The sequence below is a fragment of the Terrabacter sp. RAF57 genome (assembly GCF_052113925.1).
Classification (GTDB): domain Bacteria; phylum Actinomycetota; class Actinomycetes; order Actinomycetales; family Dermatophilaceae; genus Terrabacter.
Genome location: NZ_JBFRDT010000002.1, coordinates 194922 through 210749, shown reverse-complemented (window position 1 = coordinate 210749; position 15828 = coordinate 194922). Strand labels below are relative to the sequence as shown.

At 72.5% G+C, this 15828-nt stretch carries 15 protein-coding genes; 10 read left to right on the top strand and 5 right to left on the bottom strand.

Annotation, left to right across the window (positions count from 1 at the left end; translation table 11 throughout):
* Positions 1 to 4 precede the first annotated feature (4 nt).
* The 5 genes from AB4Y83_RS02810 (at position 5) to secA (ending at position 7040) form a co-directional block, all read left to right on the top strand.
* Positions 5 to 901: a ComF family protein gene (locus AB4Y83_RS02810; protein ID WP_442295966.1), complete on the top strand. Its 897-nt coding sequence runs from the start codon at positions 5 to 7 to the stop codon at positions 899 to 901.
* Positions 902 to 1169: 268 nt separating this feature from the next.
* Positions 1170 to 1823, top strand: coding sequence for a ribosome hibernation-promoting factor, HPF/YfiA family (gene hpf / locus AB4Y83_RS02805; protein ID WP_020143000.1), 654 nt, complete (start codon positions 1170 to 1172; stop codon positions 1821 to 1823).
* A 135-nt stretch (positions 1824 to 1958) separates the two neighbouring features.
* Positions 1959 to 2642, top strand: coding sequence for a response regulator (locus AB4Y83_RS02800; protein WP_020142999.1), 684 nt, complete (start codon positions 1959 to 1961; stop codon positions 2640 to 2642).
* 97 nt (positions 2643 to 2739) lie between these two features.
* Positions 2740 to 4002, top strand: a complete 1263-nt coding sequence (locus tag AB4Y83_RS02795) for a winged helix-turn-helix domain-containing protein (protein ID WP_442275030.1) — start codon at positions 2740 to 2742, stop codon at positions 4000 to 4002.
* 203 nt (positions 4003 to 4205) lie between these two features.
* Complete coding sequence (secA, locus tag AB4Y83_RS02790) at positions 4206 to 7040, top strand: preprotein translocase subunit SecA (RefSeq protein ID WP_442295965.1); 2835 nt, start codon at positions 4206 to 4208, stop codon at positions 7038 to 7040.
* Between the two features lie 98 nt (positions 7041 to 7138).
* Here secA and AB4Y83_RS02785 read toward each other — a convergent pair whose 3' ends face one another.
* On the bottom strand, positions 7139 to 7678 hold the full coding sequence (locus AB4Y83_RS02785) for an Rv3235 family protein (RefSeq protein WP_442275028.1): 540 nt from the start codon (positions 7676 to 7678) through the stop codon (positions 7139 to 7141).
* Positions 7678 to 8829: a LysM peptidoglycan-binding domain-containing protein gene (locus AB4Y83_RS02780; RefSeq protein WP_442295964.1), complete on the bottom strand. Its 1152-nt coding sequence runs from the start codon at positions 8827 to 8829 to the stop codon at positions 7678 to 7680. Before AB4Y83_RS02780 ends, AB4Y83_RS02785 begins: the two co-directional genes overlap by 1 nt.
* A 74-nt stretch (positions 8830 to 8903) precedes the next feature.
* Here AB4Y83_RS02780 and AB4Y83_RS02775 point away from each other — a divergent pair, with 74 nt between their 5' ends.
* Positions 8904 to 9485: a hypothetical protein gene (locus tag AB4Y83_RS02775; protein ID WP_442275026.1), complete on the top strand. Its 582-nt coding sequence runs from the start codon at positions 8904 to 8906 to the stop codon at positions 9483 to 9485.
* 20 nt (positions 9486 to 9505) lie between these two features.
* Here AB4Y83_RS02775 and AB4Y83_RS02770 read toward each other — a convergent pair whose 3' ends face one another.
* Positions 9506 to 9733: a helix-turn-helix domain-containing protein gene (locus AB4Y83_RS02770; protein WP_442295963.1), complete on the bottom strand. Its 228-nt coding sequence runs from the start codon at positions 9731 to 9733 to the stop codon at positions 9506 to 9508.
* Positions 9734 to 10015: 282 nt separating this feature from the next.
* Here AB4Y83_RS02770 and AB4Y83_RS02765 point away from each other — a divergent pair, with 282 nt between their 5' ends.
* Both AB4Y83_RS02765 and AB4Y83_RS02760 read left to right on the top strand, forming a co-directional pair.
* Entirely contained in the window at positions 10016 to 10678 is a 663-nt protein-coding gene (locus AB4Y83_RS02765) for a hypothetical protein (RefSeq protein WP_442295962.1), read from the top strand.
* A complete protein-coding gene (locus AB4Y83_RS02760) occupies positions 10675 to 12132 on the top strand; it encodes an AAA family ATPase (RefSeq protein WP_442275024.1) in 1458 nt (485 codons plus the stop codon). Before AB4Y83_RS02765 ends, AB4Y83_RS02760 begins: the two co-directional genes overlap by 4 nt.
* A 15-nt stretch (positions 12133 to 12147) precedes the next feature.
* Here AB4Y83_RS02760 and AB4Y83_RS02755 read toward each other — a convergent pair whose 3' ends face one another.
* Positions 12148 to 13530 carry a hypothetical protein gene (locus AB4Y83_RS02755; protein WP_442295961.1) on the bottom strand — a complete coding sequence of 461 codons (1383 nt, stop codon included), beginning with the start codon at positions 13528 to 13530 and terminating at the stop codon, positions 12148 to 12150.
* Positions 13531 to 13532: 2 nt separating this feature from the next.
* Positions 13533 to 13919, bottom strand: a complete 387-nt coding sequence (locus AB4Y83_RS02750) for a hypothetical protein (protein WP_056772524.1) — start codon at positions 13917 to 13919, stop codon at positions 13533 to 13535.
* A 40-nt stretch (positions 13920 to 13959) separates the two neighbouring features.
* Between AB4Y83_RS02750 and AB4Y83_RS02745 the strand changes: the two genes are divergently transcribed.
* Together AB4Y83_RS02745 and AB4Y83_RS02740 are read left to right on the top strand one after the other, a co-directional pair.
* Positions 13960 to 15381: a WS/DGAT/MGAT family O-acyltransferase gene (locus tag AB4Y83_RS02745; RefSeq protein ID WP_442275021.1), complete on the top strand. Its 1422-nt coding sequence runs from the start codon at positions 13960 to 13962 to the stop codon at positions 15379 to 15381.
* Positions 15381 to 15821, top strand: coding sequence for a DUF6912 family protein (locus AB4Y83_RS02740; RefSeq protein ID WP_442295960.1), 441 nt, complete (start codon positions 15381 to 15383; stop codon positions 15819 to 15821). Before AB4Y83_RS02745 ends, AB4Y83_RS02740 begins: the two co-directional genes overlap by 1 nt.
* Positions 15822 to 15828: the final 7 nt, after the last annotated feature.

Below are 15828 nucleotides of genomic sequence, written 5' to 3'. Positions count from 1 at the left end.
GGGCGTGCGAGGGCGTCGCGGGTCAGGGCTGGCGGGCCCGCCGCAGCGCGAGAGGCGCGCGGGGCGCGGGGTCGGGGACCTCGGGCGGGCGATCGGGGCCGCCCTCGCGGTCGGCGCGGCCACGGTGCGCGACAGCGACCTCGTCGACCTCGTCCTCCCGCGGGAGTGCGGTGGATGCCTCCGTCCGGGTGCCGTCTGGTGTGCTCGGTGCACACGTGCGCTCGAGGGCCTGGCCTTCGGGCCACCGGCCCCGCGTGACCCCGGCGGTCACTCGACGCATACGCCCGCGGTGCAGGGCCACGCCCGCGTGCACGGCGGCGGACCCTGGGTCGTGCCGCATCCCGTCCCGGAGGGCATGCCGCCAGTGCATGCCTGGGGCGTCTACGCCGACCCGCTCCGCGCGGCCGTGTCCGCGTGGAAGGACGCCGGCCGGCGCGACCTCGAGGCCGTCCTCGTGCCCCTCCTCGCCGTGTCRCTCGACGCGGCGCTGGCCGGCGTCGGCTGGGACGCCGGGGTCGTGCTCGTCGTGCCGGCCCCCTCGTCGCGACGCGCCGTCCGCGAGCGCGGCGACACGCCGATGACGGGCCTGTGCGAGGCAGCGGTCGCACAGCTCGTCGGGCGACCCGGCCCGGCGCTCCGGGTCGCCCCTGCCCTGCGTCATGTGCGGCGCGTGGAGGACCAGTCGGGACTGGGGACGGTCGAGCGCCGCGGCAACCTTGCCGGGGCCCTGTCAGTGATCCCCTTGTGGCACAGCGTGATCCGGGGCCGACGATGCCTGCTCGTCGACGACGTCGTAACCACGGGGGCCACCTTCGCCGAGGCCACCCGGGCGCTGCGCGCTGCCGGTGCCGGGTCCGTCGTGGGCGCCTCGATGGCCGCCACCCAGCGGACCCGCGGCTGACCCGTGACGTCCGGGGAGGCCCTGGCGGGCACCGTGTCTGTGATGTTGCCGGGGGATGTCCGGCACGCCTTCCAGTGGGCGCGCGGCCCCAGTAGTGTCGAGTCATGGACCCCCGTCCCACCGGGAACGGCCTGCCGGCCGCCCTCGGGGACGAGATCGACAGGAAGGGGTGGTGCCGCGTCGACCGCGGGCCCGTCCTAGGTGACCAGAGGCCCGGAAACACTCTCACTGCCCGCACGAAGAAGACGTGCGCGATCAAGGAGGAACCGTGGAGATCGTCGTCACTGGACGCCACGTCCAGATCCCCGACCGATTCCGTGAGCAGCTCGACGAGCGACTGGCCAAGGTGCCCGCGCTCGCGCCCAAGGTGCACCGCATCGACGTCGTCGTCACCCACGAGCGGGTCGCCCGCGGGTCCGAGAAGGTCGAGATCACGTGCCACGCCAAGGGTCCCGTGATCCGGGCGGAGGCTTGTCTCGACGACAAGTACGCCGCTCTCGACGCGGCCGTGGACAAGCTCATGGACCGCCTCAGGCGGGTGCACGACAAGCGCAAGGTCAGTCGCGGACGACGCATCCCCGAATCGGTCGCGCAGGCGACCGCCCGCATCGACGCCTCGGCGAACGGCGCGGCTCCCGACGACTCCGCAGCCGGCGACGCCGGTGACGGTCGGGTCGACGACCTCGAGCGCTTCGGTGCGCTCGGCAACTCACCCATCGAGGTCCGCGAGAAGATCCACACGGCCGCGCCCATGTCGCTCGAGGACGCGGTCAACCAGATGGAGCTCGTCGGACACGACTTCTTCCTCTTCCACGACGCAGACACCGATCGCCCGAGCGTGGTCTACCGGCGCCGCGGCTGGAGCTACGGGGTGCTGCACCTCGAGACCGACGCGGACGCCGCCGTCGCCGCCACGGGCTGATCCCCTGCTCCCCGGACGTCGACGGCGTCGGGGCGTCCCCGTCCAGGGGGCGCCCCGACGGGCGTCCGGACCGCGCCGCGCCGACGCGGGCCGTCTACCGGGCGGCGTGTCCGTGGTCTGGGCCAAGATGGAGGCGTGAACCCACCCCCCGACGTCATCCGTGTCCTCATCGTCGACGACCACGCCCTCTACCGTCGGGGCCTGCAGACCGTCCTGTCGACGGAGGACGGCATCGAGGTCGTCGGTGAGGCGGCCGACGGGATCGAGGCGGTCGACCAGGCCGAGGAGATCCTCCCCGACGTCATCGTCATGGACGTCGGCATGCCCAAGCGCGGAGGCATCGACGCGTGCCGGGTCATCAAGCAGCGGGTGCCCTCGGCGCGCATCCTCATGCTGACGAGCTCCGACGACGAGGCCAATCTCTTCGAGGCCGTCCGAGCGGGGGCCAACGGCTACCTCCTCAAGGACGTGCCTCCCGAGGAGGTGGCGGCCGGCATCCGCAGCGTCTTCCAGGGCCAGTCGCTCCTCTCGCCCCTCATGGCGTCCAAGCTGCTGGAGGAGTTCAAGGCGATCAGCCAGAAGGACGTGCCGCCCGCGCCCACGCCGGGGCTGGAGCTGCCGCGGCTGACCCACCGCGAGCTCGAGATCCTCCGCAGCGTCGCCAAGGGCAAGCTGAACCGTGAGATCGGCGCCGAGCTGTTCATCTCCGAGAACACCGTGCGCAACCACATCCGCAACATCCTCGACAAGCTGCAGATGCACTCGCGCATGGAGGCGGCGATGTATGCCGTCCGCCAGCGGCTCATCGACCCCGACTGACGCCGACTGACGCCGACTGACGCCGACTGACGCCGACCGACCGAGAGCACCACGACCACCACGACCGACCGGGCCGAGACGCCCAGGAGCACCGTCCATGACCGTTGCCGCGCGTCGGATGACGCGGGCGCAGGCGCGCCGCACCGCCATCGCCGCCCAGGGCTTCCTCGACCCCCGCCCCGAGCCCTTCACCGCGACGATGCGCCACGTCCAGCGCGTCGTCGACCGCGTCGGGGTCGTCCAGATCGACAGTGTCAACGTGCTCGCCCGCAGCCAGTACCTCCCGTTCTTCTCCCGGCTGGGGCCCTACGACCCGGCGCTGCTCGACCGGGCCCGCGACCGGGCCCCGAGACGCCTCGTCGAGTACTGGGCCCACGAGGCGAGCCTCGTCCCGCCGTCGACGTGGCCGCTGCTCGACTTCCGCATGCGCGCGGCCGCCGAGAAGGCGTGGGGCGGCATGCGACGCATCCTCGAGGAGCGCCCCGACTACGTCGACCTCGTCCGGGCCGAGGTCGAGGCCCGCGGCCCGATGACCGCGCGCGACGTCGAGGTCGCCCTCGCGCACGACCAGCCCCGGCGCACCGACCACTGGGGCTGGAACTGGTCCGACGTCAAGCAGGCCCTCGAGTACCTCTTCTGGGCCGGACAGATCAGCTCGGCAGGGCGCACGTCTCAGTTCGAGCGCCGGTATGCCGCACTCGCGGCCACCGCGCCGCCGCCGCTGCGCGGGGCCTGGGCCGACCGTCCCGGACCGGAGGCCGATCCCGACCGCTACCTCGAGCTCGTCCGCATCGCCGCCCGCGCGCACGGCGTCGGCACCGAGCTGTGCCTGGCCGACTACTTCCGGATCAGGCGCGAGGACGCCCGCCCGGCCATCGCCCGCCTCGTCGCCGACGGCGAGCTCATCCCGGTCACCGTGCCGGGCTGGAAGCCGGCCTGGCTGCACGCCGAGGCCCGGCTGCCGCGACGTGTCCATGCCGAGGCCCTGCTCAGCCCCTTCGACTCGCTCGTCTGGCAGCGCGAGCGCATCCACGCCCTCTGGGACTTCCACTACCGCATCGAGATCTACACGCCGGTCGAGAAGCGCGTCCACGGCTACTACGTCCTGCCCTTCCTCCACGGAGACGCCCTCGTGGCCCGGTGCGACCTCAAGGCCGACCGCGTCGCCGGCGTGCTGCGCTGCCACCGCGTCACGTGGGAACCCGGGGCGCCCGCCGAGGCGCGGCCGGCCCTGCTCGCCAACCTCGAGTCGATGGCCGCCTGGCTCGGCCTCGGTCGCGTCGACCTGCCCGTCGACCGGGCCGTCGACCAGGGTGTCGACCAGGCCGTCGACCCGACGGGCGCCGCCGCGGGCGGCTGAGCGCGTCCCGGGACACCCGGCATACGCCCTCGGGCACCGGCGCGGACCGGGTCGCCCACGGTGTCGGAACCGGGCCGCGCGCCGATGCGTTGGTCGTTGTGTCCGGAAGGCGGCTAGCCTAGGCGGGTCCCGTGACCCATCACGGGCGATGGAGCCCGCCCACCGGGCGAGTCCACACGTTCAGTCGGGAGTGAGATCACCAGATGGCCGTCATCGAGAAGCTGCTTCGCGCCGGCGAAGGCCGGACCCTGAAGAAGCTCCAGGGCATCGCCAAGCAGGTCAACGCCCTCGAGGCCGACTTCGAGAAGCTCACCGACGAGGAGCTGCGCGACGAGACCAAGGGTTTCCGCGAGCGCCTCGACAAGGGCGAGACCCTCGACATGCTGCTGCCGGAGGCGTTCGCCGCCGTCCGCGAGGCGAGCAAGCGCACCCTCGGCAAGCGGCACTTCGACGTCCAGGTCATGGGCGGCGCCGCGCTGCACATGGGCAACGTCGCCGAGATGAAGACCGGTGAGGGCAAGACCCTCGTCGCGACGCTCCCGAGCTACCTCAACGCCCTGTCGGGCAAGGGCGTCCACGTCATCACGGTCAACGACTTCCTCGCCGAGTACCAGTCCGAGCTCATGGGCCGCGTCCACCGAGCCCTCGGCATGGAGACCGGCTGCATCCTCGCCTCGATGACGCCCGAGCAGCGGCGCGCCGAGTACGCCAAGGACATCACGTACGGCACGAACAACGAGTTCGGCTTCGACTACCTCCGCGACAACATGGCGTGGGACCCCGCCGAGCTCGTCCAGCGCGGCCACAACTTCTGCATCGTCGACGAGGTCGACTCGATCCTCATCGACGAGGCGCGCACGCCGCTCATCATCTCCGGCCCGGCCGACCTCGCGACGAAGTGGTACGTCGAGTTCGCCCGCATCGCGGCCCGCCTCAATCGCGGCGAGGACGGACGCGGCGACTACGAGGTCGACGAGAAGAAGCGCACCGTCGGCGTCCTCGAGTCCGGCATCGCGCGCGTCGAGGACCTCCTCGGCATCGACAACCTCTACGACACGGTCAACACGCCGCTCATCGGCTACCTCAACAACTCCATCAAGGCCAAGGAGCTGTTCAAGAAGGACAAGGACTACGTCGTCATGAACGGCGAGATCCTCATCGTCGACGAGCACACGGGCCGCATGCTCCCGGGCCGCCGCTACAACGAAGGCATGCACCAGGCCATCGAGGCGAAGGAGGGCGTCGAGATCAAGAACGAGAACCAGACGCTCGCCACGATCACCCTGCAGAACTACTTCCGCATGTACGCCAAGCTCTCGGGCATGACGGGCACGGCCCAGACCGAGGCCGCCGAGCTCAACTCGATCTACAAGCTCGGCGTCATCCCGATCCCGACGAACCGCCCGATGGTCCGCAAGGACCAGGCCGACCTCGTCTACCGGACCGAGGTCGCCAAGTACGACGCCGTCGTCGACGACATCGCCGACAAGTACGCCGTCGGCCAGCCCGTCCTCGTCGGCACCGTGTCGGTCGAGAAGAGCGAGTACCTCTCGCAGCAGCTGAAGAAGCGCGGCATCAAGCACGAGGTCCTCAACGCCAAGCAGCACGAGCGCGAGGCCGCGATCGTCGCCGACGCGGGCCGCAAGGGCGCCGTCACCGTCGCGACGAACATGGCCGGTCGAGGCACCGACATCATGCTCGGCGGCAACTCCGAGTTCCGGGCCGTCGCCGAGCTGAAGCGTCGCGGGCTCGACCCGCACGAGACGCCGGAGGAGTACGAAGCCGCGTGGGACGAGGCGCTCGCCACGGCCGAGCGCGACGTCGCGGCCGAGCACGAGGAGGTCACCGAGCTCGGCRGCCTCTACGTCCTCGGCACCGAGCGCCACGAGTCGCGCCGCATCGACAACCAGCTCCGCGGTCGTTCCGGCCGCCAGGGTGACCCGGGTGAGTCGCGCTTCTACCTCTCGCTCAACGACGACCTCATGCGCCTGTTCAACGCCGGGCTCGTCGACCGCTTCATGCAGACCGCCGGCATGGAGGACAACGTGCCGATCGAGTCCAAGATGGTCACGAACTCGATCCAGAAGGCCCAGGGCTCGGTCGAGGCGCAGAACTACGAGATCCGCAAGAACGTCCTCAAGTACGACGACGTCATGAACCGCCAGCGCCAGGTCATCTACGACGAGCGCCGCGCGGTGCTCGAGGGGGAGGACCTCCACGAGCAGCTGCGTCTGTTCGTCAACGACGTCGTCGGCTCCTACGTCGACGCGGCCACGGCCGAGGGCTTCGCGGCCGACTGGGACCTCGAGAAGCTCTGGGACGCGATGCGCCAGGTCTACCCCGTCTCGGTCACCATCGAGGCGGTCGAGGACATGGCGGGCGGTCGCCAGGCCATCACCGCGGACCTGCTCCGCGAGCAGCTGATGTCCGACGCCCACCACGCGTACGACCAGCGTGAGGAGATGCTCGGCGCGGAGACGATGCGCGAGGTCGAGCGCCGGGTCGTCCTGTCGGTCCTGGACCGCAAGTGGCGCGAGCACCTCTACGAGATGGACTACCTCCAGGAGGGCATCGGCCTGCGGGCCATGGCCCAGCGCGACCCGCTCATCGAGTACCAGCGCGAGGGCTACCAGCTCTTCGAGGCGATGATGGAGGCCATCAAGGAGGAGTCGGTGAGTCACCTCTTCTCCGTCGAGGTGCAGCTGCCCGAGGCCGCCGCCGCTCCCGTCGGCGCCGCGCCGATGTCGGTCGGGGACCTGGTCGGCGGGCTCGCCGCCGCCGGTCACGTGGCCGACGACGCGACCGGTGCCGCCCTCAACGGCGAGACGGACGAGGAGGCTGAGGTCGCTGGACGCCGCCCGTTCGGCGCCGGCGTGCGCGTCTCCGGCGTCGACCTCGACCCCGAGTCGCAGCGACCGGCTGCCCTGCACTACACCGCCCCCGGCGAGGACGGCCGCGCCGTCGAGACCGGCGGCCAGCAGACGGTCGAGCGCAAGGCCGACCGTCGCGGCAAGAAGGTCAAGCGCAAGCGCCGCTGACGCAGCGACGCACGACGGCCCGGGCCCCTGAGGGAGCCCGGGCCGTCTGCACACCCAAGGGCGTATGCCGGGTGCGCGACTTCCGATGACGCGCGCGGTCAGCCGATGGTGAGCGCCGTGACGAGCCACCGCCCGTCGAGGCCCTCGAGCCGCAGGGCCAGGGCCCGGACTCGCCCGTGGGACACGACGACGGCGCAGGCCTCGACGATGCCGTCGGCCGGCTCGCACACGCGCACGCGACGCACGACCGCCGAGCGGCGTGGGCCGGGGGTGCGACGTCGGCCGGCGACCATGGCCTGCCTGGCGATGACCGAGTAGATCGTCGGCGCCGTGTGCCGGATGAGCTGGGGCGCGGGACGCTGGCCCGAGACGACCTCGACGATGGCCTGTGCGAGGCGTCCCACGAGCGGTGCCGGCTCGGGGAGCAGGCTCGTGCGGGTCGGCTGCCGGCCGAAGTCCTCGTCGTCGCGCGCGCCGAAGAAGTCGAGGGCGAGGGCGTCCTGGGCGTAGGGCGGCTCCCCGTGCCAGGCCTCGTCGGCGCTGATGATCCGAGGCGCCGTCTGGGGGATGCGCCGGACGGTGAAGCCGTCGCGGGTGGAGGTGCCGGTCTGGCCGGGTGGGGTGGTCGCTCGCGTCATCACCGGGCTCCCTGCTCTGCCGGGACGCCGTCGCCGGCGCCGACGGGGGCGCTGGACGGTCGGGGCACGGCTGCGCGGGACTCAGGGGTGCCCGGCCCTGACGGGGCGCTCGAGGGCGGACGCAGCTGCACTCCCGGCAGGATGACGTCCGGGTCCTCACCCACGACGTCGCGGTTGGCGGCATACCACCTCGGCCACTCGCGGGAGATCTGTGCGTCGGAGGCGTCCGGACCGAGGTGTCGGGCGGCGATCGTCCAGAGCGAGTCGCCACGGCGCACGGTGACGAGGTCGTGGGCCGACGCGGCGGGACGCGGGGGCGGGGCCATGAGCTGGGACCGGTCCGCGTCGAGCACCGGCACGGGCTGCGTCGGGAGGTAGCCGGGCTCGTCTGGCGGCCTCGGGGACGCAGGTGCGGCGATGCCCTGCTGCGTGCCCGGGGTGGGGGAGTAGCCCGGTTCGACGGGGAGCCCGGGAAGGTCGGCGGGCCGCGAGTGGGACGACGGGGTCGGGCTGGCAGACCCAGCCGCCCCCGCGGACCCGGCGGACCCGGCGGACCCGGCGGACCCGGCGGACGGTGTGTAACCGGGCGTCAGCTCGGTGGGTGTGTAGCCGGGCGTCAGGTCCGGTGCGGAGGCCCGTTCGGCGGACGACGTCTGAACACCGGCGCCGCGTGCCGTCGGAGCGGAGCCGGCACTCGAGACGGGCGCCGGGGGCAGGGCCACCGAGCCGACCGAGGCGCCGAGGACGAGGGTCAGCACCTTGCGCACCGCGGTCGGGGTGACCCGGTCGGCGACCTCGCGGGCCACCCGTCCTGCTGCACCCGGAAGGAGGGAGGCGACGGCGAACAGGCACCCGAGCGCGAGCCACGCGGCGAGCAGGACGCCCATCCAGGCGAGAGCGAGGAGGATGACGTCGTCCGGCCGGGCGGTGTCAGCAGTGTCGCTGCCCCGTCGTGCGACCGTCACGAGAGTCAGCAGGGTGATGACGGCGACGGCCAGCCCGACGGCGCCGGCCCCGACCTCGCGCAGGCGCGGGCCGTTCAGGCGCGTCCGACGCCGCTGGGCGCGGTGAGTCCCGGTTTCGCGGCCGCTCTCGTCGTCTCGTCGGGCAGCGGTGCGTGCTCCCGCTCCGTGTCCTGGTGCCAACTGCATTCCCCTGTCCATGCCTTCATTCAATGCAGTTTGCGTGTGTTTGGTCAAGTATGGTGTTGGTCAAGAATCGTCGGGTGGCCCGCACCATCGCAGCAGGGGAGGGTGTGCGCATGCGCTGGGACCGGCTCTTCGACGACCTCGAGGCTCAGCTCGCGCTGGACGACGTGCGGGAGCTCGAGGCCGAGGTCGCCGACCGCACCCGGCGCGAGCGCGCGCTGCTCGACGTGCACACGCGGCTGCTCGCGAACGTCGGTGCGACGCACGTGGGGCTGCGGGTGCGCGACCGCGTGCTCGCGGGTCGGCTCGTCGACGTCGGGCCGGACTGGGCACTCGTCGAGACCGCGCCGGGACGGCCGGTCCTCGTGGCCCTGCCTGCGGTCCGCGCGGTGTCGGGACTGGCGCCGGGGGCTCGGACGCCCTCCGTCGTGGCCCGGAGGTTCGGCCTCGGGGCGGCCCTACGGGCGGTGAGCCGCGACCGCGCCGTCGTGGAGGTCGTGGACGTGGACGGGCACGCGTCGACGGGGACCATCGACGTCGTGGGGTCCGACCACCTCGAGATCGCCGAGCACGCGGCCGACGAGGCCCGACGAGCGGCCAACGTCACCGGGCGGTCGCTCGTGCCCTTCTGGTCACTCGGCTCGGTCCGCCGGCTCTGAGGGCCGGGACCGGGGTGGCCTCACTCCTCGGCGGAGYCGCCGAACGGGTGCGCCTGCACGAACGACTTCGTCTCGGCGTACATCCGCTGGATGTAGCCCTCGAGCTCCGTGGCCTCGACGCGCCACTGGCCCCGGCCACCGATCTTGATGGCCGGCAGCTCCCCGGAGCGCACGAGGGCGTACGCCTGGGCGGAGGAGATGTTGAGGATCTCCGACACCTCGGCGAGCTGCAGGAACCGCTGGGCCACGTTGACTCCTCCTCTGGGCACCGTCTGTCGACGGCCTCGACCACACCCGTACCCGCCGCGGCGCGTCCGGACACGGCCGGTGCCACCGACCGGCACGGGCTCGTGGGTCGAGGGCAGGGAACGGCTCCATCCTAGGGATCCGTGCCGTCGTCATCGTCCGTCGTCCCCAGCTGTGCACCTGGACGGGCGGTGTGCGCCCGGTTGATGCAAGATGTTGCCGCGTCCGTCCGATGTCGTGCGACGGGCGTCCAGCCATCGCCGAGCGGACCACAGGGGGCCCACATGACCGAGCTGGCCAGTCCCAGCGCCAAGCGCCTGCAACGACCGTCCTGGCGTGACAGCCGCCTCGTCGTCGGTGTGCTGCTCGTCGTCGTCGCCGCGACGCTGGGGGCCAAGGCCGTCGCCAGCGCCGACGACCGCGTCCCGGTGTGGGTCGCGGCGGGCAACCTCGTGGCCGGTGACGAGGTCGAGGAGGCCTCCTTCGTGCGCGCCGACGTGCGACTCGCCGACGGGATGAACGCCTACCTCGCCGCCGACGCCACGGCGCCGACCGGCTCGTTCATGGTCCGTGACGTGCGCGCGGGTGAGCTGGTGCCCGTGTCCGCCGTCGGCGACGCCGATGCCGTCGCTGTGCAGCGGGTCACGGTCCGCGCCGACGCGATGTCGACGACCGGCCTGGCACGGGGGAGCCGCGTCGACGTCTTCATGACGCCCAAGGCCCCGACGACGAGCGACGCGGCCACCACCCCGACGAAGAAGGTCCTCGAGTCCGCCGCGGTGGCTGCGGTGATGACGAGCAGCGGTGGCTTCGGCGCGGGCTCGATGACGTCGGTGCAGATCTACGTGCCGGCCGACAAGGTCCAGCCGCTCGTCGAGGCTGTGGACGGCGAGGCGAAGCTGACCCTCGTCCCCTCCGTCGGGGCGGTCACCGGCGGCGGCGCATGACCGAGGTCCTGACCGCCCTCAGCCACCACTGGGAGTCTTCGGTCGCGACGACCCTCGAGGGTCTGCGTGACGTGACGGTGACGCGGCGGTGTGCCGACGTGTCCGAGCTGCTGTCGGTGGCCGACGCGGGTCTGGGCGACACTGCCGTTGTCTCCTCCGACCTGCGCGGCCTCGACCTCGCGGTCGTGAATCGCCTGCGCGCCAACCGGATCCGCGTGATCGGGGTGCACCCCGCCGACGACGAGCCCGCCGAGCGCCGCCTGCGACAGCTGACGATCACGGTGACGCTTCCCGTCGACGCGGGGACCGACCGGTGGGAGGTGTCGCTGCAGGAGGGATGGGGCGCATCCCACGACCTCGAGGCGGCCCTGAGCGGCGATGCGGGCGTCTGCGCCGACCAGCAGGCCGCGCCCGACCACACCGAGAGCTCGACCGACGGTGACGCGGGGTGGCGTCCGGCTGGCTCCGGTGGCATCGCCGCAGGCCGTGAGCACGTCGGCTCGCGCGATGCCGACGACCCGTCCGGCGACGACGCGGCCGCGGGGCGAGTGACCGGTTCGCGTCGCGGCCCCGAGCGTGCGTCGGTCATCGCGGTCTGGGGACCCACCGGCGCGCCCGGTCGCACGACGGTCGCGACGACCCTCGCTGCGGAGGTCGCCGGCCGTGGCGTCGAGGTGCTGCTCGTCGACGCCGACACCTACGGGGGCTGCGTGGCGCAGACCCTCGGGCTCCTCGACGAGGCGCCGGGCGTGGCGGCGGCGTGCCGTGCGGCCGACCAGGGCCTGCTCGACCTGGCCGCGCTCGCGCGCATCGCCCCGGTGGTCGTCCCGGGACTCCGCGTGCTGACGGGCCTGCCCAAGGCCGAGCGGTGGCCCGAGGTGCGCGCCGCAGCGCTCGAGCGCGTCCTCGAGCTGAGCCGGTCGCTCGTGCAGGTCGTCGTCGTCGACTGCGGCTTCTGCCTCGAGGACGACGAGGAGCTCAGCTACGACACCGTGGCCCCGCGACGCAACGAGGCCACGCTGACCTCCCTGGCCGCCTCCGACCTCGTCGTGGCGGTGGGCGGCGCCGACCCGGTCGCGCTCCAGCGTTTCGTCCGGGGTCTGCAGGAGCTCGGCACGGTGCCGTCCGGCGAGCCGGTGCCCGTCGTCAACCGGGTGCGCAGCGGCGCGGTCGGGTCCCGTCCCCAGTCCCGCATCGCCGACTCGCTCCTGCGGTTCGCCGGGCTCGCGTCGGTGCGGTTCGTGCCCGACGACGCCACCGCCGTCGACGCGGCTCTGCTCGCTGGGCGCTCGGTCGTCGAGCACGCGCCGGACTCGCCCGTCCGTCGTGCGGTGGCCGACCTCGCGACCGGTCTGCTGCCGTGGACGGTGGCATCGCCCGAGCCTCGCGAGCGGAGAGGGCGAGGCCGCCGCCGGGGCCATGGGCGCCGGTCGTCGAGTGCCGTCGGCGCCTGAGGGCACGGCGTCCGGTCAGGGCGCGAAGAGGATCGTCAGGCCACCGAGCGTGTAGAAGACCATGACCACCATCAGCGGTACCTGACCGATGACCGCGGCGCGACGGTCGAGGACGGTGATCGCCCGCTCGTGGGCGGCGAGGACGCCGAGCAGGTGCCCGACGACGATGCTCACGGCCTGGATCGTCGCGACGAGCGTCGGCTGGATGAGCAGGTCGTTCGGGGTGAGGTCGGCAGTCCCGAGCAGGTCGGCACCCGTCCCGAGCGGGTCGGTGAGCAGCCGCCACGCGAACTGCCCCTGATAGACCCAGAGCGACCAGTAGTGCGCGATGACGTAACCACCGGCGATGGGGATCAGCGACGGCGCGATGTCGCTGACGAAGGAGAACGAGCGGGAGAAGGGCTCGCCGGCGAGCCTCACCGACACGACCGAGGCCAGCCAGATCGTCAGGGCCACGAAGCCGAAGAAGGCGAGGAGGGTGGCCGTCCGGAGCAGTGCCGACGGCAGGGGAGAGGACTGCACGAACGTCGCCCACGAGAGGTTGGCCGAGAAGCCGTCGTATGCCGTCCCGCCGAGCATGACGGCAACCGTGGGCACGAGGCCCCGCTGGCCACGCAGGCCGTTGACGCCGTGCAGCGGGGTCCGCAGCACCCACCGCCCGTCATGGCGCCGGCCGAGCGGCGAGAGCAGGCCGAGCAGCCGTGACCACGCCTCGAAGGGGTCGGCGTGGTCGAACCACGTGCGGCCGAAGACGGCCGCACCCAGCAGCGACACGGCGAAGAAGCCGGCGACGAGGACGCGGAGGAAGCCCAGCGACGTGTTGTCCTCGGCGACGAGCTCGACCCACGTGAAGGTCCCGAGCCCGAGGGCCGCGGGCCACAGGCCCCAGCGGTAGGGCAGGGCCGCGAGGTCGGGCGAGACCCGGGCAAGTCGGAGCAGGCCGGCGTGGAGCGCGCGGAGCGGGTTGATGACCCGCCAGACCGGGCCGAGGAGCATCGAGGAGAAGGCGAGGCCCACCCACAGCCACACGTAGACGACCTGGGGCACCGGGTTGCGGGCCGAGTCGGGGCCGAACACGAGCGCCGCCAGCGTCCACACCGTGACGATGCCGGCCAGGACGCGGGCCACGATGCGCAGCCAGCGCGAGTCGAGCACGGCGGCGACGGGCCCGGGCAACAGCACCCCGTCGGTGTCGCGCAGCCGCGGCTCGCGCCACAGCGTGCTGATGGCGACGAACGAGATGACGAGCGCGGCGACCGCCGCGATGACGAGGGCGGTGAACGGCAGAGGAAGGTCGCCGCGGCTACCGACGCCGTGGGCGGGGACGACAGCCGGGACGGAGCCCGGACCGAGGGCTGGTGGGAGGGCGGAAGCGAGTGCGGCCGGGAGGGACGCCACGGTCAGCGGACAGCGACCGTGAGCAGGGTCAGGGCCGGCTCGTGGGTCTCGACCTCGTAGAGACCGGCCTCGGTGCCGGTCAGCCGCAGGGTCGTCGGGGTGCCGGCCTTGAGCGTCGCCTCGACGTCGAAGCCGTGGGCGTGCAGCTCGTCGTCGTGGTCGCTCGTCACGACGAGCTCGAGCGTCGAGCCGATCGGCAGGTCGACCTGCGCCGGGGCAGGCGTCACGGTCGTCCCGGTGACGGTCACCTCGAGGCGTTTGACGCTGCCCGTCGAGACGACGCCGGTGCTGCCGCCCGGTCCGGGATCGGGGGTGCCGGACGAGCAGGCGGCGGCACCGACGAGCGCGAGGACGCAGACGGCATACGGCAGGGCGCGAAACGTACGCATGGCCACGATCCTAAGCAAGGGCGTCTGGCAGAGTGTGAGCATGTCTGACCGCCTGACCTCGCTCGACGCGTCGTTCCTCTACCTCGAGGAGTCCACCACGTCGATGCACGTCGGGTCGGTCATGGTCTTCCAGCCTCCTCGCGACGGCTTCGACTACGACCAGCTCGTCCGCATCATCGAGAGCCGGATCGGGGCGATTCCGCGCTTCCGGCAGAAGGTCCGCGACGTCCCGGGCCGGATCGGCAACCCCGTCTGGGTCGACGACGAGGCCTTCGACATGGGCTACCACGTGCGTCGCGCCGGCCTGCCGCGTCCGGGCAGCGACCGGCAGCTGCAGGACTTCGTCGCCCGTGTCCAGCCGCGCAAGCTCGACCGCACCCGCCCGCTGTGGGAGGTCTACCTCGTCGAGGGCCTGCACGACGGACGGTTCGCCATCGTCACGAAGACCCACCACGCGCTCATCGACGGCGTCAACGCCCTCGACATCGCGCACGTCATCGTCGACGCCGTCAAGGGTGAGGACCTCGACGACGTCGTGCCGCCGTGGGAGCCGAGCCGGTCACCGTCGTCGGTCGAGCTCGTCACCAGTGCCGTCATCGATGCGGTGCGCCGCCCGACGCAGGTCGTCGACCTCGTCCGCGGCGGTCTCAACGACGCCCTCAACGTCGGCCTGCGTGCCGTCGAGTCGGCCGGCCAGGTGCTCTCGACGGTCGCGCGCACCGCCGCTCGTCCCGCGCCGGACTCGCCCCTCAACGCCGAGATCGGCTCGGCCCGCCGGTGGGTCATGATCGCGACCGATCTCGAGGACTACCGCCTCGTGCGCAAGCGGCTGGCCCGCGGCGCGTACGCCGAGGACGTGACGATCAACGACGTCGTGCTCGCGACGATCGCGGGCGGTTTCCGGGCATGGCTGCTCGGGCGCGGCGAGGCCGTCAGCCCCCACACGTCGGTGCGCGCCATGGTGCCGGTCAGCATCTACGGCGACGACCCGGCGGGGATGTATGCCAACCAGGTCATGGCCTGCGTCGTCAACCTCCCGGTCGGAGAGCCCGGGGCCTCGATGCGCCTGCACCAGATCGCGTTCGCGATGCGCCAGCAGATGGAGGGCGGACAGGCGGTCGGGGCGACGTCGCTCGCCAACCTCGCGGGGTTCGCGCCGCCGACCCTGCACGCCCTCGGTGCGCGTCTCGGCTCCGCGATGTCGCGCCGCCTCTACAACGTCATGATCACCAACGTGCCGGGCCCGCAGACGCCGCTCTACGCCGGAGACGCCGAGATGCTCTCGACCTATCCGGTGACGCCGCTCGCCAAGGGGCAGGCCCTCTCGATCGGCATCACGTCGTACAACGGCGGGGTCTACTTCGGCCTCAACGCCGACCGCGACGCCATGCCCGACGTCGACGTGCTCGGCCAGTCCATCGTCGAGTCGCTCGCCGAGCTGACGAGCGGGAGGGAGTCCTGATGCCGGTCGTGCGCGTCTACGTGCCGCTGGGGCGGGCAGGCCTCGACGAGCTCGCCACCGCAGGCGCGGTCGCTGCCGGTCCGGGCACGCCCCGGACGGCGTATGCCGTCACGTCGGGTCTCGAGCAGGCCGCGCCGGGTCTCGACGTCGAGGACCTCGAGTACGCCGCCTTCAGCGATGCCGTCGAGGCTGCGGCCGGGCTGCGGTCGGTGCGCTCGGACCGTCGCGTCGTCGCATCCGCCGACGCGGACGCCACGTGGGTCTCACCGCGCGACGGTGCGCCCGTGTCGAAGGTCGTGCTCACGGCGCCGCTGCCCCTCTCGCGGGTCGCGTCGTTCCACATCGACGACGAGGTGACCGGCGACGTCGACGAGGAGGCCGACGAGCTGCTCTGGTACGACGTCACCGAGCTCGACGACGTGCGTTCCTTCTTCGGCTGAGCCCCGA

Bases quoted from the DNA above. Each gene is read 5' to 3' on its own strand.
- AB4Y83_RS02785 (WP_442275028.1), bottom strand. From the start codon at position 7,678: ATGACGCGAGCGACCACCCCACCCGGCCAGACCGGCACCTCCACCCGC.
- AB4Y83_RS02765 (WP_442295962.1), top strand. From the start codon at position 10,016: ATGACCGAGCTGGCCAGTCCCAGCGCCAAGCGCCTGCAACGACCGTCC.
- AB4Y83_RS02745 (WP_442275021.1), top strand. From the start codon at position 13,960: ATGTCTGACCGCCTGACCTCGCTCGACGCGTCGTTCCTCTACCTCGAG.
- AB4Y83_RS02740 (WP_442295960.1), top strand. From the start codon at position 15,381: ATGCCGGTCGTGCGCGTCTACGTGCCGCTGGGGCGGGCAGGCCTCGAC.
- AB4Y83_RS02750 (WP_056772524.1), bottom strand. From the start codon at position 13,919: ATGCGTACGTTTCGCGCCCTGCCGTATGCCGTCTGCGTCCTCGCGCTC.
- AB4Y83_RS02795 (WP_442275030.1), top strand. From the start codon at position 2,740: ATGACCGTTGCCGCGCGTCGGATGACGCGGGCGCAGGCGCGCCGCACC.
- AB4Y83_RS02760 (WP_442275024.1), top strand. From the start codon at position 10,675: ATGACCGAGGTCCTGACCGCCCTCAGCCACCACTGGGAGTCTTCGGTC.
- AB4Y83_RS02780 (WP_442295964.1), bottom strand. From the start codon at position 8,829: ATGCAGTTGGCACCAGGACACGGAGCGGGAGCACGCACCGCTGCCCGA.